This window comes from Pseudomonas allokribbensis (assembly GCF_014863605.1).
In the GTDB taxonomy this organism is placed as follows: Bacteria; Pseudomonadota; Gammaproteobacteria; order Pseudomonadales; family Pseudomonadaceae; genus Aquipseudomonas; species Aquipseudomonas allokribbensis.
The window spans coordinates 6,190,170-6,208,790 of sequence record NZ_CP062252.1 but is presented as its reverse complement, the minus strand read 5'-3'; the positions used below and the strand labels follow the sequence as shown (position 1 = coordinate 6,208,790).

The 18,621-nt window shown below is 60.4% G+C and carries 18 protein-coding genes; 12 read left to right on the top strand and 6 right to left on the bottom strand.

What is annotated here, in order from left to right:
* Nucleotides 1–5: 5 nt before the first annotated feature.
* Complete coding sequence (locus IF199_RS28595; protein ID WP_192559239.1) at nucleotides 6–2,417, bottom strand: penicillin acylase family protein; 2,412 nt, start codon at nucleotides 2,415–2,417, stop codon at nucleotides 6–8.
* Between the two features lie 254 nt (nucleotides 2,418–2,671).
* Between IF199_RS28595 and IF199_RS28590 the strand changes: the two genes are divergently transcribed.
* From IF199_RS28590 to IF199_RS28580, 3 genes are all read left to right on the top strand, one after another.
* Nucleotides 2,672–5,059, top strand: a complete 2,388-nt coding sequence (locus tag IF199_RS28590) for an S-type pyocin domain-containing protein (RefSeq protein ID WP_192559238.1) — start codon at nucleotides 2,672–2,674, stop codon at nucleotides 5,057–5,059.
* 1 nt (nucleotide 5,060) lies between these two features.
* On the top strand, nucleotides 5,061–5,318 hold the full coding sequence (locus IF199_RS28585; RefSeq protein WP_192559237.1) for a bacteriocin immunity protein: 258 nt from the start codon (nucleotides 5,061–5,063) through the stop codon (nucleotides 5,316–5,318).
* Nucleotides 5,319–5,404: 86 nt separating this feature from the next.
* The gene (locus IF199_RS28580; RefSeq protein WP_244142488.1) at nucleotides 5,405–5,656 is read left to right on the top strand and encodes a bacteriocin immunity protein; all 252 of its coding nucleotides are present in this window, start codon (nucleotides 5,405–5,407) and stop codon (nucleotides 5,654–5,656) included.
* A 21-nt stretch (nucleotides 5,657–5,677) separates the two neighbouring features.
* Here the strand turns inward: IF199_RS28580 and IF199_RS28575 are convergent, their stop codons facing one another.
* Nucleotides 5,678–6,253, bottom strand: coding sequence for a DUF6436 domain-containing protein (locus IF199_RS28575; protein ID WP_192559236.1), 576 nt, complete (start codon nucleotides 6,251–6,253; stop codon nucleotides 5,678–5,680).
* 97 nt (nucleotides 6,254–6,350) lie between these two features.
* On the opposite strand from IF199_RS28575, the gene bipL reads away from it, so the two are divergent.
* Complete coding sequence (bipL, locus tag IF199_RS28570; RefSeq protein WP_096817472.1) at nucleotides 6,351–7,301, top strand: phospholipase BipL; 951 nt, start codon at nucleotides 6,351–6,353, stop codon at nucleotides 7,299–7,301.
* Between the two features lies 1 nt (nucleotide 7,302).
* Here bipL and IF199_RS28565 read toward each other — a convergent pair whose 3' ends face one another.
* The gene (locus tag IF199_RS28565; RefSeq protein WP_192559235.1) at nucleotides 7,303–8,055 is read right to left on the bottom strand and encodes a DUF2059 domain-containing protein; all 753 of its coding nucleotides are present in this window, start codon (nucleotides 8,053–8,055) and stop codon (nucleotides 7,303–7,305) included.
* Nucleotides 8,056–8,163: 108 nt separating this feature from the next.
* On the opposite strand from IF199_RS28565, the gene IF199_RS28560 reads away from it, so the two are divergent.
* Together IF199_RS28560 and IF199_RS28555 are read left to right on the top strand one after the other, a co-directional pair.
* Nucleotides 8,164–8,796 carry a 2OG-Fe(II) oxygenase gene (locus IF199_RS28560; protein WP_096817474.1) on the top strand — a complete coding sequence of 211 codons (633 nt, stop codon included), beginning with the start codon at nucleotides 8,164–8,166 and terminating at the stop codon, nucleotides 8,794–8,796.
* A 1-nt stretch (nucleotide 8,797) separates the two neighbouring features.
* Nucleotides 8,798–9,283, top strand: a complete 486-nt coding sequence (locus tag IF199_RS28555) for a 2-thiouracil desulfurase family protein (protein WP_192559234.1) — start codon at nucleotides 8,798–8,800, stop codon at nucleotides 9,281–9,283.
* 6 nt (nucleotides 9,284–9,289) lie between these two features.
* On the opposite strand, the gene IF199_RS28550 is transcribed toward IF199_RS28555, so the two are convergent.
* Nucleotides 9,290–9,874 carry a transporter substrate-binding domain-containing protein gene (locus tag IF199_RS28550; RefSeq protein WP_102619658.1) on the bottom strand — a complete coding sequence of 195 codons (585 nt, stop codon included), beginning with the start codon at nucleotides 9,872–9,874 and terminating at the stop codon, nucleotides 9,290–9,292.
* A gap of 134 nt (nucleotides 9,875–10,008) precedes the next feature.
* Here IF199_RS28550 and IF199_RS28545 point away from each other — a divergent pair, with 134 nt between their 5' ends.
* Nucleotides 10,009–10,434 carry a DUF4399 domain-containing protein gene (locus tag IF199_RS28545; protein ID WP_102619659.1) on the top strand — a complete coding sequence of 142 codons (426 nt, stop codon included), beginning with the start codon at nucleotides 10,009–10,011 and terminating at the stop codon, nucleotides 10,432–10,434.
* 63 nt (nucleotides 10,435–10,497) lie between these two features.
* On the opposite strand, the gene serA is transcribed toward IF199_RS28545, so the two are convergent.
* Nucleotides 10,498–11,727, bottom strand: a complete 1,230-nt coding sequence (gene serA / locus IF199_RS28540) for a phosphoglycerate dehydrogenase (RefSeq protein WP_007953487.1) — start codon at nucleotides 11,725–11,727, stop codon at nucleotides 10,498–10,500.
* 204 nt (nucleotides 11,728–11,931) lie between these two features.
* Between serA and IF199_RS28535 the strand changes: the two genes are divergently transcribed.
* The 4 genes from IF199_RS28535 (at nucleotide 11,932) to IF199_RS28520 (ending at nucleotide 16,204) form a co-directional block, all read left to right on the top strand.
* The gene (locus IF199_RS28535; protein ID WP_096817482.1) at nucleotides 11,932–13,326 is read left to right on the top strand and encodes an FAD-binding oxidoreductase; all 1,395 of its coding nucleotides are present in this window, start codon (nucleotides 11,932–11,934) and stop codon (nucleotides 13,324–13,326) included.
* 40 nt (nucleotides 13,327–13,366) lie between these two features.
* On the top strand, nucleotides 13,367–14,032 hold the full coding sequence (locus IF199_RS28530; RefSeq protein WP_096817485.1) for a fumarylacetoacetate hydrolase family protein: 666 nt from the start codon (nucleotides 13,367–13,369) through the stop codon (nucleotides 14,030–14,032).
* 224 nt (nucleotides 14,033–14,256) lie between these two features.
* The gene (locus IF199_RS28525) at nucleotides 14,257–15,180 is read left to right on the top strand and encodes an SdiA-regulated domain-containing protein (RefSeq protein WP_192559233.1); all 924 of its coding nucleotides are present in this window, start codon (nucleotides 14,257–14,259) and stop codon (nucleotides 15,178–15,180) included.
* Between the two features lie 106 nt (nucleotides 15,181–15,286).
* The gene (locus tag IF199_RS28520) at nucleotides 15,287–16,204 is read left to right on the top strand and encodes an SdiA-regulated domain-containing protein (RefSeq protein ID WP_192559232.1); all 918 of its coding nucleotides are present in this window, start codon (nucleotides 15,287–15,289) and stop codon (nucleotides 16,202–16,204) included.
* Nucleotides 16,205–16,258: 54 nt separating this feature from the next.
* Here IF199_RS28520 and rpiA read toward each other — a convergent pair whose 3' ends face one another.
* Nucleotides 16,259–16,933 (bottom strand): ribose-5-phosphate isomerase RpiA, encoded by a 675-nt coding sequence (gene rpiA, locus IF199_RS28515; RefSeq protein WP_096817491.1) that lies wholly within the window; start codon nucleotides 16,931–16,933, stop codon nucleotides 16,259–16,261.
* Between the two features lie 148 nt (nucleotides 16,934–17,081).
* Between rpiA and ilvA the strand changes: the two genes are divergently transcribed.
* Nucleotides 17,082–18,596, top strand: a complete 1,515-nt coding sequence (gene ilvA / locus IF199_RS28510) for a threonine ammonia-lyase, biosynthetic (RefSeq protein ID WP_096817493.1) — start codon at nucleotides 17,082–17,084, stop codon at nucleotides 18,594–18,596.
* Nucleotides 18,597–18,621 lie beyond the last annotated feature (25 nt).

Genomic DNA, 18,621 nt, shown 5'->3' with positions numbered 1-18,621 from the left:
TTCGCTTATTGCGACGCCCGTGCCGGTAACAGCTTCAAGGTACTGCGCGTATTCGCCGTAACCTCTTCCTCACTGAAATGCGCCTGCACATACAGCCCGTCCACATACGCTTCCGCCTGATCGTCATAGTGACTGTCGAACGGCACGCCGCTCTGGCCGACCGGGTTGATGGTCAGGCTGTGGGCAGGGTCGGCGAAGTCCACCAGTCGTCGCGTCGACGGGCCGTAGGTCACCGGCCACGGGGCCGGGCCGATCTTCGCCGAGAGGTTGTTCGGCACTTCATGGGTGCCCGGTGCGGCAAACGGGCCGACATTGAAGATGCGGTCCAGCGGCTTCTGCTGCCCCAACGGATGACCATGGGTCAGCGTGTGCGCCTTGCCCCATTGCCAGCCGGAAGCATCGTCGCCGAGGATCTGTTTCAGGTGCGCCATGCTCGCCTGCCACGCGGTGCGCACGGTGTCGGCGCGGGTCTCCTTGCCTGGCGTGTTGCGGTTGTCCCACCACGGTGAATCGGCGTTGGCTGCCAGTCGTGGCAGTGCCACATCGAGCACGCGGGTCGACAGCAGAGTCTCGAACATGTCGTTGCCCAGTTCATCGCGCATCGCCGCGTCGGCCAGGTTGTAGAGGAACTGGTTGAACACCGTCGCGCTGACCGAATCCAGTGGATAGTCGCCCTGCCACTGGGCCAGTTGCTCGACCAGTTTCAGCTGCGCCGGGTCAGTCACCACTTCACGCAATACCGGCAGCAATGGCGCCAGCACGCGCGGGCCGTAACCGGTGGTGGTGCCCAGTTGCAGCTTCTGGTTGGCTTCGTTGTCCCACTTCACGTTCTTGTCGGCGAGCTGGCGGTTGAGCTGCTGGCCACGGTCGGCGAGATTGTAGTAACCGGGGATCTCCATGCCGGTCGGCGACACGGGCTGGAAGTTGGCCGAGACGATATAGCCCCGCGCCGGGTTCTCTTCCTGCGGGTTGGCGCTGAACGGGAAGTAGCCGTCCTTGTCCGCCTGATTGCCGCTGCCATCGAGGATGAACTCGGGTTTGACCCCGGCCGGACGCTTGGGCAGCAGCGCCGAGGCCCACCAGGCGATATCGCCCTTGGCGTTGGCATAGACAATGTTCAGCCCCGGCGCCTGCACCTTGGCCGCTGCGGCGCGGGCCTTGGTCAGGGTGTCGGCGCGGTTGAGCTGGTAGAAACCTTCGAGAATCGGGTTCGGCGTTTCGAGGAATGCCCACCACATCGCAATCGGGGTTTTCCCGGCGGCGGTGCCGAGGGCGTCGTTGACGATCGGCCCGTGGGGCGACTGGCGCAGGGTGATGGTCACCGGCGCCTGGCCTTTCACCGCAATCTGCTGCTCGGTGCTGACCATGTCGGTCCACTGACCGTGATACCAGACCTGATTCGGGTTGTCCGGATTGACCTTCTCGGCGATCAGGTCCAGGTCATCGTTCTGGAACATGGTCAGGCTCCAGCCGAAGTCCAGGTTGTGACCCAGGAACGCAAACGGCACCAGCGCCTGATGATGGCCGTAGAGTTCAAAACCCGGCGCCGACAACTGCGCTTCGTACCACACCGACGGCACCGAGAAACGGATGTGCGGATCGCCGGCCAGTAATGCCTTGCCGCCCTTGCTGCGGCTGCCGGCAATCACCCAGGCGTTGCTGCCTTCGTACTGCGGCAGGCCGTTTTCGATCAGCGCCTGTTCGCTGAGGCGGGCGAGGGCGTTCAGGTCTTTCCAGTCTTCGGCGGCGAGTGCCGGTGCTTTGCCGGCGTGGCCCTTGGCGAGCACGCCCTTGGGCTGCCACTCGAGGTCGAAGACGTTGAGGTAATCGGCGCCGAGCTGATCGCGCACGTAGGTCAGCAACGGTTCGGTGCGAAACGCGGCGGCGAAGCTGTAGGCCATGTAGCCGGCGACGCTGATGGTGTCTTCGGCGGTGAACGGCCGCTTGGGGATGCCCAGCACGTCGAACTCGACGGGGGCGGCGTGCGAGTCCTGATATTGATTGATGCCGTCCAGATAGGCTTGCAGGGCCTTCCAGGCCGGCGACTGCTTGTCGAGGCTGGCCACGTAAGTGGCAGCGCGTTCGCGGATGCGCAGGCTGCGGAACAGTTTGTCGGTATCGAGCAGTTTCGGCCCGAGCACTTCGGCCAGTTCGCCCCGAGCCAGGCGGCGCATGGCTTCCATCTGGAACAGCCGGTCCTGAGCGTGCACGTAACCGAGGGCACGATAGAGGTCAGTTTCGTTTTCAGCACGGATGTGCGGCACGCCGCGTTCGTCGTAACGCACGGTCACCGAGCCTTGCAGGTTGCGCAACTCCACCTGGCCCTGACGCGTCGGTTGCTTGCTGTAGAGGTAACCGCCGACCCCGATGGCGGGAATGGCGATCAGCAACGCAAGTACGGTCAGGCCTTTTTTCATGAAAAATCTGCTCCCTGTCGTTCTATTTATATGAAGGCATTGATGGTGCTGATCTAGTTGAAGATCGCAACCGGGATTTCATAACACAGTATTTCCTGAATAGGAAGTTTCCTTCAGGTTTTCGGGAAGTGCACTACAAGTTTGTTATTGCGGTGTTTAACGGCGTGGCCCTATAAAAGACCTCGAGAAAAAGCAAAGGACGAAAACGAAGTTCGCGAATTCAATACATGGAATAACTGACATGGAGAAGTCGTATGAGTGATATTGAAAATTATCTTGGACCTCACAAGCAGACCGGGCCGGGTAAATATGAACTGGCGCCAATACCCGTCAAGGGAGTGAAGCCAGTTCGATTGGGTCAGGGTGGGTTTTTCTCGGGAAGCTGGGGGTTGAATGAAGGGCCGCATAGAGGCACCGGTCAAGGTTCCGGCAAACTCGATCCGTTAACCCCATTCATTTGGGATGACTTGATGCATGAGCAGCAGAATGCTCAGGCACATATTGATCTCGAGTACGCTGGAATATTCAGCAATATAGGAGCGACTTCAAACAACGAAGTTGAACAGGCCCGGCAAACGGCCGGCGCAGGGCTTCCTCCAGAACGGAAAGTAAAGGCTGATCAGGAAATAACCATTCAGGTTATTCATGCGAAGTTGTTGGAGTATCGGGTCCACACCGAGGGTGCTTATTCGTTATATGGCCATAATCCGTTTTTTCTGATGAAGGATTTGTCCTTCAGGAAAATCCGGGAAAGTCTGACGTTGCCCGTGCCGGACGTTTCCGTCGCTTATGCCGCCGTCGACAGGGCCTATCGCTCGGCAATGGAGCTGCGGCGACTTTCGTGGGTGATTGCAATTATCGCCAATCAACTTCCGGGACTGGCCACGAGAAGAATCCAGGTTGAGGCGGCGACTCAAACCACCAGGCATGCCCAGCAGATTCTGTCTGCCGAAAGGCTATCCGTGGTCAATCTGGAAACGAATATCCGGTTGCATATTTTGCCGGGCTTTCTCGTTGAAAGAATCGCTGCAGCAGCGGGTTCAACCGGAGGCAGTCTCTCTCAAACGCTCACGAACTATAAATTCGCAGCGGATAGCGTCAGCGCTTCAGAGCAGGCAGCTGTCCGGTCCTATGCAATCGCCAACCCGGCCATCAACGCTCCGTTGAGCAAGCCTGAACTTGAGGCGCTGAAGAATCTGGTGGACCTGCAGGCCACTACGGATCTGGGCAAGCGCTGGCAGGACTATCACGCTTCACTCCTGCACTCGGAAAGTGCCCGGCATATGGCTGCGGCTGCGGAGGCTTTTGCCGGTCTGATCGCCCGTGCCCAGGATGCGGAGCAGTTGCAAGAGCAGATACGCATTGCCAAGGAACAGGAAGCCCGGCATTTGCAGGAGCAGGCGCGTATTGCCGCGGAGGCTGAGGCCCGGCGTGTTGCCGAGGAGCAGGCTCGCATTCGGGAAGAGGCGCGAATTGCCGCTGAGGCAGAAGCAAGGCGAATAGCGGATGAGCAAACGCGGGTAGCGGCAGAGGCTCTTCGTTCCGCCCACACCTTCCGCGCGCCGGGTGTCACTTCTGCGGCTGGGCCGCTGTTCATGACTTCGGCGGGAGTCCTGGCAGTTGCCGAGGCCGCTTCGGCCAGTCTGCAAGCGGCTGTTCGCAGCGCCATCGCGGGCTTGGGCAATCTTGCTGCGAGTGTCGGGGCTGGCGCTGTCGTCGGTGTTTCAGCGTTGGTCTACTCGTCGAAGCTGGGCAACGGGGAGTTGCCGGACCGTTACGCGTTCAGTACGCCGCTGTCGGACCTGACACCAGATTTTGCACCAGACCTGCACGCCATCGCGGCGGCTGGCGGAACGGTTGATCTGCCTTACCGTGTCAGTTCAAAGACCGACGCGAACGGGCAGTCAGAGGTTTTTGTCGTCAAGACGGATGGGCGGAATATTCCGTCGGCGGTCAGGGTGGTGGCGGCCTCTTACGACGCCGAACGCAACGTCTACACCGCGACTACCGCCGACGTTCCGCCACGCACCCTGACGTGGACCCCGATCGTCAATCCGGGCAACAGCTCGACAACCTCACCGGCCGGGCAGCCGGATGTGCCTGCCTATACTGGGGCGACGGTAGTCCCGGTCGAGGGACGCCTCGATTCGTTCCCGGCCGTTTTAGAAGCCGGATTCGATGACTATGTCCTGGTGTTCCCGCAGGACTCCGGGCTGCCGTCGAACTACACGATGTTTCGGGATCGGCGGGAGGATCCGGGTGTCGCGTCAGGTGTTGGGCAGGTGGTATCGGGCAACTGGCTCGGGAGCGCATCGCAGGGCAAAGGCGCACCGGTGCCGGCGCAGATTGCCGATCAGTTGCGAGGGCGGGAGTTCAGGAATTTTCGGGCGTTTCGGGAGGCGTTTTGGAAGGCGGTGGCCGATGATTCTGAGCTAGTAAGTCAATTTAATAATAGTAGTGCTTTTGAAATGAAAAATGGCCGAGCACCGTTTGTTCGAAAAATTGATAGGGTGGGAGGGCAAGTGAAGTTTGAGCTTCATCATTCCGTCTATATATCTAGAGGAGGGGAGGTTATGGATGTAGATAACGTTCGAGTAGTTACTCCTAAACAGCACGACGCGATACATTCGGAGGGGGATTGATATGAGCGCAAAAGAGTTCGAGGACTACACCGAGGAGGATTTTTTGTTGTTTGTTAAAAAAATCTATAATTCTTCGTATTCGACTGAAGAGCAGCAAATAGAAGCTGTTTTCGAGTTTGAGCGTTTAACTCAGCATCCAGATGGTTCAGATTTGATCTACTATCCTCGCGATGGTAGGGAGGATAGTCCAGAGGGAGTCGTTAAGGAAGTTAAGGAGTGGCGGGCTTCCAGCGGTAGGTCAGGATTTAAACCGGAATAGGTTTTTGGTAGTGCCCTTGCTGTTCGAGTAATGGTAAGGGCACTTTTTGTTTTGAGATTTTAATTGGGGGTATTGCCGTGTCGGTAATTGATATGCGTATAAGTGAATTCTCGGAGCCAGAGTTTTTGAGCTTTGTTACGAGGGTTTATAATGATGACTACGATACTGAGGAACAGCATATTGATGCTGTTTTAGAGTTCAAGGCCTTGAGCGAGCATCCATCCGGCTCGGATCTGATCTTTTATCCGGAGCCAGGAAAAAGTGGGCCAACAGCAGTGGTTGAAGAAGTGAAGGCGTGGCGGGCGGCCAACGGCAAGCCTGGTTTTAAAGTGGTTTAGTTGTGGAGTGTGGCGAAATTCTCACTCCCCACTCAACCACGGGCAATAACACCCTACCGCCAACGTATGAGTCGCATTGACCGGGCGATCATCACTCAACGCTTGCAAGATCGGTTCGATAAAACTGTTGCTGGAGTTGCATGTCAGGCCTTCGCTATAGGGGCCGAAGTACGCCAGTTTGCCGCTGCGGTCCCAGATCGCCACGGCTGGGCTGGCGGGGATCTGTTCGGAGCCGGGCAGCACCGCGATGGTCTTGAGATTGCTCAGCGTGGCGGGCAACTGGCCGTGGCTGCCGGCCTTCTGCACGGCAAAGAACTCCACACCCTTGGGGCCGAACTGTTCGACCATCTCGGTCAGGTGCTGCTGATTGCCGACGTTGCACGGGCAGGCCGGGTCCCAGAAATGCACCAGACGGATGTTGCCAGGGCCGGCGAGGTCGTCGGGCAGTCGCAGCGGATCGCCGGAAAACACCGCAGTGTGCTCGCTGAAGGCCCGCAGGTAGCGGCCCTGAAACCAGTCGTACGCGGCCCACAGCACGCCGACACACACGATGGCGAGCAGGCTGGCAAACAGTGCGGTGCGGTAGGGCGATCGCATGGATTTGAGTCCTTGAGGGGCGGCTAGCTTGCCATGCTTGCCGCGACAGATGAATATCGCAGGCCGATAAAGTCCGTTTACCGTTTTGGAATTGCCCATGTCTGCTGCCTTCAATCCCGATCATCTGCGCGCGAGCCTCAAGCCTTTGGCCGAGTGGCAGCCGTTGTCCGAGGAGGCGAAGGCGTATCAGCGGTTCTACAAGACCGACTTCCCGGAACGCGATGTCTGGCGCGGCATGGGTCGGTTCGACGTCGATGGATATGAGCTGGTCAGTCATTGCTGGTGGCCGGCGGAAACGGCCAAGGCCACGCTGTTTCTGGTTCATGGTTTTTATGACCACACCGGTCTCTATCGGCATGTGATCGAGTGGGCGCTGGATCAGGGGTTCGCGGTGATTGCCTGCGATCTGCCGGGGCATGGTCTGTCGAGCGGCGAGCGGGCGAGCATCCGCGATTTCTCCGAGTATCAGGATGCGCTGCAAGGTCTGTTCGCCGAGGCGCATTCGATCGCGCTGCCGCAGCCGTGGCACTTGTGCGGGCAAAGTACCGGCGGTGCGATCATTGTCGATCACGTGCTCAACCATGGCGAAAACAGCCCGGCGCAAGGCCAGCTGATTCTGCTGGCGCCGCTGGTGCGTCCGCGGGCCTGGGGCTGGTCGCAGTTCAGTTATTACCTGCTCCGGCCCTTCGTCCGGGGCATCGCCCGGCGTTTCAGCGAGAACTCCAATGATCCGGATTTCCTGCCATTCCTGCAGGCCGATCCATTGCAGCCGAAACGCTTGCCGACGGCGTGGGTCGGTGCGTTGTCACGCTGGATCAACCGTGTGGAATACGCGAAGAAAAGTCCGCGTCGGCCGCTGATCATTCAGGGCCAGGCGGACATGACGGTGGATTGGCCGCACAACCTGCAAGTGCTGAAGTGGAAGTTCGACCGGCCGCAGATTCTGTTGCTGGCGGAGGCGCGGCATCACCTGGCCAATGAGACGGCGGAAATGCGCGAGGAATATTTCGAGTTCCTGAACAAGCGGATCAAGGGCCGCAATCCCTAGATCACTGATTGAGGTTCGAGGTGCTTTGCCCCACGGCCAGCCCGGCGCGAATCGCTGCCAGCGCTGCCTGATAGTAGGCCTTGCCTTCGGTGGATTCGGCGAAGGTCGCGAATTCTTCCAGTTCTTCATCCGACAAATCGCGATAGACGTACAGCAGCGTGTTGTTCAGGTCGGTGCCGATCTGATCCATCAGTCGCTGGCGTTGACCGTTCAGCATGCCCTGGGCCTGACCGCCGCCGAGCAGGCCGGGGATCATCGAACTCAGGCTGTCCGCCGCCACGCCGGCAATCGCCAGGCTGACTTCGGCGCCGGCTTCGCGGGCGGGCAGGGCCTGGGCGAGGTGGCCGATGATCAGCAGGCGGCTGTCGCTGGCCGGCATCTTCGGCAGGCCCTTGGCGTTTTTGGCCAATTGATCGCGGCGGGTCGCCAGCAGTTCGGCGGCGACGATCTTCTTGCCCAGCGGTGACTGAAAGAACGACAGGGCCGGTTTCGGGTCGGCCAGGTTTTTGCGCAATTGCGCTTCGGCCCGTTGATCCACGGCCTGGGGGGCGAAGCGCTGATTGCTGTTGTTCACCAGCGCCTGAAACACCGCCGGCGGCAGGCTGTTCTGGTAGCGCTGTTGCGCGGCGCTCAGGGCGTCATTGAAATGCGCGCGTTGTTCCGGCCAGCCGGCGACCTTGTACAACTGGTCGTGGCCGTCTGCCCAGGCGGGCAAAACGCAGAACATCAACAGTGAAAAAAGCAAACGGCGCATAGGGACTCCTGTCAGCAGCGGACTATTCTCCGTGCGGTGCCAGTACTTGTCGAGAATTCGTATCAAGCCGCCGCGTGGCTCTGTCGGAATTCCCGGCGCAGGCATACTATGCGCGCCATGCAAATATCCTCTGAACACCCGCTGCTGTTACGTATCGTCGACGACCTGGCCGAGCGTGGCTGGTCGCAGCAGAACATTTTCCTGCCTGCGGATCTGACCCGCGCGCTGGCCGCCGAGTGCCGCAAACGTGACGCCGAAGGTGAACTGGCGCCGGCGGGGGTCGGGCGTGGCCCGTTGTCGGAGGTCCGCGAGGGTATTCGTGGTGACCATATCCAGTGGATCGATCCCGGCCAGGCCGAGGCCAGTGACCGTTATCTGAACCTGATGGACAGCCTGCGCGAGGCGCTCAACCGTGGGTTGTTCCTGGGCCTGGAAGATTTCGAGTGCCATTTCGCCCTGTACCCGCCGGGTGCGTTCTATCGCAGGCATGTCGACCGTTTTCGCGACGATGACCGGCGTATGGTCTCGGCGGTGATCTACCTCAATGACGGCTGGCTGCCGGAGGATGGCGGGCAACTGCGCATGTACCTGGAGAACGACCGCGTCCATGACGTGCAACCTACCGGCGGTTGTCTGGTGGTGTTTCTCTCCGGTGAAGTCCCTCATGAAGTGTTGCCGGCCCATCGCGAGCGCCTGTCGCTGACTGGCTGGTTCCGCCGCCGTGGCAACGAGCCGTTCTGAGATGCAGAAGATCCTTGTGAGCCGCTGCCTGTTGGGCCATCGCGTGCGTTATGACGGTGGCGCCAGCGGGCCGTTCGATCTGCTGGAACAGTGGATTGCCGAAGGGCGTGTCGTGCCGCTGTGCCCGGAAGTGGCCGGTGGTCTGCCGACGCCTCGGGCGGCGGCGGAGATTCCGGGTGGGCAGGGCAGTGAAGTGCTCGATGGCCTCGCGGCGGTGATCACCACGGAAGGCGAAGATGTCAGTGCGCAGTTTCTCGACGGTGCCCGTCAGGCGCTGGAGCTGGTGCAGAAACACGGGATTCGTGTGGCGGTGCTCAAGGCCAACAGTCCTTCCTGCGGGAACCTGCTGACCTATGACGGGACGTTCAGTGGGGTGAAGGTGAGTGGCGAAGGTGTCACGGCAGCCTTGCTCAAGCGCCATGGCGTGCAGGTCTTCAGCGAACTGGAACTGCCGCAGGCCGCGCAGGCGCTCAAGGCACTCGACTAGACACCGTCACTTCAGGTGTTCAGTGGCCTGCGCGTTCAACCACTTCTGCGACAACGCCTCCAGCCGCCCATCCGTCCTGATCCGTTGCAACGCATTCTCAAGACTCGCGTGGAACGCCGGGTTGCCCTTCTGAAACGGAATCGCCAGATCTACCGGCGGCCCGACCTTCGGTTTTTCCTCAGTCAGCGTCTGTACCAGCACCAATGGGCGGGGCTGCTCATCCTTTTTCGCCAATAACTGCGCATTGACCTGCGTGTAAGGTTCGCTGAAGTCGAAACGATCTTTGAGTTCCGGGGTCAGTGCTATGTGGTTGAGCGCGACGTCGTACTTGCCGCTTTCGACGCCCTGGAGCAGATCGGCTTCGTCGGTGACGATGAAGTCGGCGCGCACATCCAGCTCGTTGGCCAGCAGTTGCCCAAGCTCGACCTCGAACCCCGTGAGTGTGTCGCCGTCCTTGAAATTGAAGGGCGGTGTATTAGCCTCAAGGGCAATGCGCAACTCGCCACGGTCGTTGATGTCATCAATCAGTTCGGCATGAGCCAGCGGGCTCAGAAGGGGAAGCAGGCAGATCAGGCCAGGCAGAAAGCGCATGGTCACTCCTTTGAAATCATTGTCGCGGCCTGCTGTTCAGGCTCGCTTTGCTATGGTTGTCGAGTGCCTTCGACAACGAATGGTCATGAAGTTGTCATGACCGCGCGGATTTTACGGAAAAACTGGAGAAGAGAATGAAAACATTCATGTCACGCGCCGCTTTGGCAGGGCTTCTGTTAAGTGCTTCGATGATGGCCAGCGCCGCTACACCGGCACCGGCCGGTGCTTCAGTGAGTATTGTCGAGCCGAGCAGCGGTGCCGTTGTGGACAAGACATTCAAGGTCAAGTTTGAAGTCAAAGGCATTGCCCTGGCACCGGCCGGCGACCCGACCGCGAACACCGGGCACCATCACCTGCTGGTCGATGCCAAGGAAATCGTCCCGGCGGGCAGCGTGATCCCGACCGATGCCAACCACCTCCACTTCGGCAAGGCCCAGACCGAAACCGAACTGACCCTGGCGCCGGGCAAGCACACCTTGCAGCTGGAACTGGGCGACAAGGGTCACATGGCCTTCGACCCGCCAATCGTTTCGGAAAAGATCACCGTGACGGTGAAATGACTTTTCCCCCGGCATGAAAAAGGGAGCCCCGAGGGGCTCCCTTTTTTGTGGCTCAGCGCGGAATCAGAACAACACGCGGCTACGGATGGTGCCGTTGACGTGTTGCAGCTTCTCTTGCGCCAGCTCCGAGTACTCGGCGTCGACGTCGATCACCACGTAGCCGACCTTCTCGTTGGTCTGCAGGAACTGACCGGAGATGTTGATGCCGTTTTCGGCGAAGACCTTGTTGATCTCGCTCATCACACCCGGGATGTTCTCGTGGATGTGCAGCAGGCGGTGCTTGCCAGGGTGAGCCGGCAGGGCCACTTCCGGGAAGTTCACGGACGATACCGAAGTACCGTTGTCGCTGTACTTGACCAGTTTCTCTGCCACTTCCAGACCGATGTTGGCCTGCGCTTCAGCGGTGGAACCACCGATGTGCGGGGTCAGGATCACGTTGTCCAGGCCACGCAGCGGGCTTTCGAACTCTTCATCGTTGGAGCGCGGCTCGACCGGGAACACGTCGATGGCGGCGCCGATCAGGTGCTTGTCCTTGATCGCTGCGGCCAGGTGGTCCAGCTCGACCACGGTGCCGCGAGCAGCGTTGATCAGGATGCCGCCCTTCTTGATGGCGCGGATTTCCTTCTCGCCGATCATCCACTGGGTCGCAGCGGTTTCCGGAACGTGCAGGGTGACGATGTCGGACATGCCCAGCAGCTCGTGCAGGTTGCCGACCTGGGTCGCGTTGCCCAGTGGCAGCTTGGTCACGGTGTCGTAGAAGAACACCTGCATGCCGAGGCCTTCAGCCAGGACCGACAGCTGAGTACCGATCGAGCCGTAGCCGACGATGCCCAGTTTCTTGCCGCGGATCTCGAAGGAGTTGGCCGCCGACTTGATCCAGCCGCCACGGTGGCAGGAAGCGTTTTTCTCAGGGATGCCGCGCAGCAGCAGGATCGCTTCGGCCAGCACCAGCTCGGCAACGGAGCGGGTGTTGGAGTACGGCGCGTTGAACACGGCGATGCCGCGCTCGCGGGCCGCTTCCAGGTCAACCTGGTTGGTGCCGATGCAGAAACAGCCGACTGCCACCAGCTTCTTCGCGTGATCGAAGATCTCTTCGGTCAGTTGGGTGCGCGAACGAATGCCGATGAAGTGAGCGTCAGCGATCTTTTCCTTGAGCTGGGCTTCCGGCAGGGAGCCTGTCAGGTATTCGATGCTGGTGTAGCCCGCCGCCTTGAGGACGTCGACAGCCGATTGGTGGACGCCTTCGAGAAGAAGGAACTTGATCTTGCTCTTATCGAGAGAAGTCTTGCTCATCTGCGTAAACCTGTATCCCGGAGAAAAATGGCAGGAAATGGTCAACAGACATTGACCTTGACGACAAGAATGCCGTCACCGCAGAACCGCCGTTGGGCACTGGCCTGCGGGGTCGGTATGCTAGCATAGCCGCCCCGCTAATCACTCATTCCTGCGACGTGAAGCGTTCTCAGGATGACCATGAATTGTTCGAGAGTTCCGTCGATGACCAATCCTGCCCTGATTGATGAACTGAAGACCCTGGTCGAGCCTGGCAAGGTCCTGACCGATGCCGACTCCCTGAACGCGTACGGCAAGGATTGGACCAAGCACTTCGCCCCGGCGCCCAGCGCCATCGTGTTCCCCAAGACCATCGAGCAGGTGCAGGCCATCGTCCGCTGGGCCAACGAACATAAAGTGGCGCTGGTGCCATCGGGCGGGCGTACCGGTCTTTCCGCCGCTGCCGTGGCCGCCAATGGCGAAGTGGTGGTGTCGTTCGACTACATGAACCAGATTCTCGACATCAACCTCACCGACCGCACCGCCGTGTGCCAGCCGGGCGTGGTCACCGAGCAATTGCAGAACGCGGCCGAAGAACATGATCTGTACTACCCGGTGGACTTCGCGTCGGCCGGTTCCAGCCAGATTGGCGGCAATATCGGCACCAATGCCGGCGGGATCAAGGTCATTCGCTACGGCATGACCCGCAACTGGGTGGCGGGCATGAAAGTGGTCACCGGCAAGGGCGATGTGCTGGAACTGAACCGGGACCTGATCAAGAACGCCACCGGTTATGACCTGCGGCAGCTGTTCATCGGCGCCGAAGGCACCCTCGGTTTTGTGGTCGAGGCCACCATGCGCCTGGATCGTGCACCGAAAAACCTCACGGCAATGGTCCTCGGCACCGCCGATTTCGACTCGATCATGCCGGTGCTGCACGCCTTTCAGGGCAAGCTCGACCTGACCGCGTTCGAGTTCTTCTCCGACAAGGCCCTGGCCAAGGTCATGGGCCGTGGCGATGTCCCGGCACCGTTCGAAACCGACTGCCCGTTCTATGCGTTGCTGGAATTTGAAGCGACCACCGAGGAAGTGGCCAACAGCGCCCTGGAAACCTTCGAGCATTGCGTGGAGCAGGGCTGGGTGCTGGACGGCGTGATGAGCCAGAGCGAAACCCAATTGCAGAACCTGTGGAAGTTGCGCGAGTACATCTCCGAAACCATCTCCCACTGGACGCCGTACAAGAACGACATCTCGGTCACCGTCTCGAAAGTCCCGGCGTTCCTGCGGGAAATCGACGCGATCGTCGGCAAACATTATCCGGACTTCGAAATCGTCTGGTTCGGCCACATCGGCGACGGCAACCTGCACCTGAACATCCTCAAACCGGACAACCTGAGCAAGGACGAGTTTTTCGCCAAGTGCGCCACCGTCAACAAGTGGGTGTTCGAAACCGTCGAGAAGTACAACGGTTCGATTTCCGCCGAACACGGCGTGGGCATGACCAAACGCGACTACTTGACCTACAGCCGCTCGCCGGTCGAAATCGAATACATGAAAGCGGTCAAAGCGGTGTTCGACCCGAACGGCATCATGAACCCGGGCAAGATCTTCGCGGTTTGATCTGCAATCCCTGATGAGTCAATGAAGGCAGGAGTCGGTAATGAGCTATCAGCACCAGTATGTCGACGGTACGCGGATTCATTTTCCGCTGGGGAAAGTGGTGTGCATCGGCCGTAACTACGCCGAACACGCCAAGGAACTGGACAACCCGGTCCCTACCGAGCCGTTGCTGTTCATCAAACCGGGCAGTTGCGTGGTGCCGCTGGAAGGTGGTTTCAGCATTCCGACCGAGCGTGGCTCCGTGCATTACGAAGCGGAAATCGCCGTGTTGATCGGCAAGCCGCTGTCGACCAAGCCCAGCCGTGAAGAAGTGCTGGACGCGATCTCCGGATTCGCCCCGGCGCTGGACCTGACCCTGCGCGACAAGCAGGCCGAGCTCAAGTCCAAGGGCCTGCCGTGGGAAATCGCCAAGTCGTTCGACGGCGCGGCGGTGATTGCACCGTTCGTGGTCGGCAGCACCTTTGCTGATCTGACCGACATCGGCATCCGCCTGACCATCAATGGCGAAGTGCGCCAGGACGGCAACAGCAGCGCGATGCTCAACCCGATCGTGCCGATGATCCAGCACATGGCCGGCTGCTTCTCGCTGCAGGCCGGTGACGTGATCCTGACCGGCACGCCGGTGGGTGTCGGTCCGCTGAACGTTGGCGATGACATCGTGCTGGAACTGCCGGGCGCCAGTCGCTTCACCAGCAGCGTTCGCTGATCCGGGCAACGCGTTCCCGAGTGGGAGATTGCGGGTTTGAGGTGTGCCCTCAGGCTGGCAATCTCCCATTTCTGTTTTGTGATCCCGCCTGCAAAGGCGCAGGGCAATCCGGCCATTTGCCGTTTTTTTCACATCCTGTCCGGATAATTCCGGTCATTCTGGCGTCTGAGCCGGCCTCTTTGTGCTATTACCCATAGCCTGAATTTTTCGGAACGCGTCCACTGATGTCATCTCAAACTCAGCTCAACACTGCTCGCCGTTCACGTTTCGCCCTGCGCTGGTATTACTGGCTGTTGCTGGTGGTCGCGGCCGGTTACGGTCTGGCGTATGCGATGCATTGGGATGACCGTGGCCTGTTGTGGGTGCGCGAGCGCTTCGAAAGCCCGGCTGAACGCACGGCGAGTGTCTGGTTGCCGGACTATCGGGTGGTGATCGACGCCAAGCTGTTGCCGGGGATGGAAAAGGACGAGGCCTCGGACCTGTCCTACGACCCGCAGAGCAAGACCCTGTTTTCGGTGATGGGCAAGAATCCGTTCCTGGTCGAGCTGACCTTGCAGGGCGACGTGCTGCGCAAGATGCCGCTGGTGGGCTGGATCAACCCGGAAGGCGTGACCGTCATGGGCAATGGCTTGCTGGCTATTGTCGATGAGCGTGAGCACATGCTGTCGATCGTCAAGGTCGATGCCAATACCCGCGAGCTGAAGCGCGACGATTTCCCGAAATACGACCTCGGCCCCTCGAAAAACCAGAACAAGGCCTTCGAAGCCATCACCTGGGATGCCCGCAACCAGCGACTGTTGCTGGGCGAAGAGCGCCCGCCGGCGCTGTTCACCTGGAAAAGCGACGGCAGCCAGACCCTCACCGGCGACAAACAGAAACTGCCGAATGACGAACTGGACATCCGCAACCTCTCGGCCCTTGCTATCGATCCGCGCACCGGTCACACCCTGGTGCTGTCTGCCGATTCGCACCTGCTGCTGGAGCTGGACGAGAAGGGCGAACAGGTCAGTTTCATGACCCTGCTGGGCGGCTTCAACGGTCTGAAGCAGACCATCCCCCGCGCTGAAGGCGTGACCATGGACGAGGCGGGCACGCTGTACATGGTCAGCGAGCCGAACCTGTTCTACCGCTTCGAAAAACAGAAATAACCCGCCTGCCGCCGCAAGGTTGTCGTCCGGGGCAAGTGGCCTTTAAGCTTCGATTCAGACAGGCGTGATATTTCATCCGCCTGTTTTGATCCCGAGCCCAGCCCGCATGCGTCGATTTGCCCGTCCCAAGCCCCTTCTGATCATCCTCTCGGTGATTGCCCTGATCGCATTGATTGCGATCGGCCAATACCTGCGTCTGTTCGAGCGCGCCTGGTTCAACCTGCAAAGTCACTGGCAGCCCCACAGCATTGAGGCGATCAATCTGGATCAGTACCGCGTGGGCATCGAGGCTCGGGTCATCGAGGGGCTGAACGATGACGTCTCCGCGCTGACTTACGATCCGGTGCGCAAAAGCCTGTTCACCGTCACCAACAAGAATGCCGAGCTGATCGAATTGTCGCTGGAGGGCCGGATCCTGCGCCGTGTCGCGCTGATCGGTTTCGGCGATCCGGAGGCGGTCGAGTTCATCAGTGCCGACACTTACGTGATCACCGACGAGCGTCAGCAGCGCCTGATCAAGATCCATCTGGAGCACGACACTACGTTCCTCGATGCGGCGGACGCCGAGCAGATGACGCTCGGCGTGCACATGAGCGGCAACAAGGGTTTCGAAGGTCTGGCTTACGATTCAGTGGGCAAGCGTCTGTTCGTGGCCAAGGAGCGCGATCCGATGCTGATCTACGAAGTGCATGGCTTTCCCCACTTCAACCCGGAAAAGTCCTACGCGGTGCATGTCATCAACAACCCCAAGCGCGACGCCGGGATGTTCGTGCGTGACCTGTCGAGCCTGCAATACGACGAGCGCAGCGGCCATCTACTGGCGCTGTCGGACGAATCGCGGCTGATTCTGGAACTGGATGTGGACGGGCGCCCGATGAGCACGATGTCGTTGAGCGGTGGTCGGCAAGGATTGAAGAAAACCGTGCCGCAGGCGGAAGGCATTGCGATGGATGACGACGGGACGTTGTATCTGGTGAGCGAGCCGAATCTGTTTTATGTCTTCAGAAAGTCAGACCAGAACTGACATTCTTCAATGAACCCCCGTGGGAGCGGACAGGCTCCCACAGGGTCTTCAGGCTTACTCGGCCTTCAGAGTCTTCACGCCTTCGCTGGTGCCCAGCAACAGCAGATCCGCCGGACGCGCCGCGAACAGGCCGTTGGTGACCACACCGACGATTGCATTGATCTGCGCTTCCAACTCCACCGGGTTGGTGATCTGCAGGTTGTGCACGTCGAGGATGATGTTGCCGTTGTCGGTCAGCACGCCTTCGCGGTAGACCGGGTCGCCGCCCAGTTTCACCAGTTGGCGGGCCACGTGGCTGCGAGCCATCGGGATCACTTCCACCGGCAGCGGGAATGCGCCGAGCACCGGCACCAGTTTGCTGCCGTCGGCGATGCAGATGAAGGTCTTGGCCACGGCCGCGACGATCTTCTCGCGGGTCAGGGCTGCGCCGCCGCCCTTGATCAGGTTCAGGTGCTCGTCGCTTTCGTCGGCGCCGTCGATGTAGAACTCCAGGTCGCTGACCGTGTTCAGCTCGTACACCGGAATCCCGTGGCCCTTGAGGCGCGCGGCGGTGGCTTCGGAACTGGCGACCGCGCCATCGAACGCGCCCTTGTGCTGGGCCAGGGCGTCGATGAAGCAGTTGGCGGTGGAGCCGGTGCCGACCCCGACGATGCTTTTGTCGTCAAGTTTCGGAAGGATGAAGTCGACGGCGGCCTGGGCCACGGCCTGTTTGAGTTGATCCTGGGTCATGCGGGCTCCGGAAGCGGGCAAGGTAAGAACGGAAAGGCCGGCATTATAGCCTCAAGCCGGGCTAAAACCTCTGGATTCGTGTGGTCGTGCGCCCGAAAGCCGGGTTAGACTCGTTGGCCCTGCCCAACCCGCTCAGTGATGCTTTCCGATGCTCGAACAGTACGTCAAGAAGATCCTCACCTCGCGCGTTTATGACGTTGCCGTAGAAACCCCGCTGCAGAACGCCCGCCAGCTCTCCGAGCGGCTGGGCAACGACATCTGGCTCAAGCGCGAAGACTTGCAGCCGGTGTTCTCGTTCAAGATTCGCGGCGCCTACAACAAGCTGACCCAGTTGAGCGACGAAGAACGCGCTCGCGGTGTGGTCACCGCGTCGGCGGGCAACCACGCGCAGGGCCTGGCCCTGGCGGCGAAAGTGCTGGGTGTGAAGGCAACCATCGTGATGCCCAAGACCACCCCGGAGATCAAGGTCGAAGGCGTGCGCTCCCGTGGCGGCAAAGTGGTGCTGCACGGTGATTCGTTCCCGGAAGCCCTGGCCTACTCGCTGAAACTGGTCGATGAAAAAGGCTACGTCTACATCCACCCGTACGACGATCCGCACACCATTGCCGGGCAGGGCACCGTGGCGATGGAAATTCTGCGCCAGCACCCGCAGCCGCTGGACGCGATCTTCGTACCGGTGGGCGGTGGCGGTCTGATCGCCGGCATCGCGGCGTACGTGAAATACCTGCGGCCGGACATCAAGGTCATCGGCGTCGAGCCCGACGACTCCAACTGCCTGCAAGCGGCGATGGCGGCGGGTGAGCGCGTCGTGCTGCCGACCGTGGGCATCTTCGCCGACGGCGTGGCGGTGGCGCAGATCGGCCAGCACACGTTCGACATCTGCAAGGATTACGTCGATGAAGTGATCACCGTCAGCACCGACGAAATCTGTGCGGCGATCAAGGACATCTACGACGACACCCGTTCGATCACCGAACCGGCCGGCGCCCTGGGCGTGGCCGGGATCAAGAAGTATGTCGAGCAGCGCGGCGTCAGCGGCCAGACCTTCGTCGCCATCGACTCCGGCGCCAACGTCAACTTCGACCGCCTGCGCCACGTCGCCGAGCGCGCCGAGCTGGGCGAGGGTCGCGAAGCGATCATCGCCGTGACCATCCCGGAGAAGGCCGGCAGCTTCAAGGCGTTCTGCGAAGCCATCGGCAAACGCCAGATCACCGAATTCAACTATCGCTACAACACCGGCAGCGAAGCGCACATCTTCGTCGGCGTGCAGACTCACCCGGAAAACGACCCGCGCAGCGCCTTGCTGTCGAGCCTGACCGAACAGGGTTTCCCGGTACTCGACCTCACCGACAACGAACTGGCCAAACTGCATATCCGCCACATGGTCGGTGGGCGCGCGGCGCAGGTGGTCGATGAAGTGGTGTTGCGCTTCGAGTTCCCGGAGCGTCCGGGCGCGCTGTTCAACTTCCTCAACAAGCTCGGCGGGCGCTGGAACATTTCGATGTTCCACTACCGCAACCACGGCGCGGCAGATGGTCGTGTGGTCGCCGGTCTGCAAGTGCCTCATGAAGAACGTCACCTGGTTCCCGCAGCGCTGGCGGAAATCGGCTACCCGTATTGGGACGAAAGCGACAACCCGGCCTATCAGCTGTTTCTTGGCTGAGCGGCTACGCTGATGGGCAGGCCTT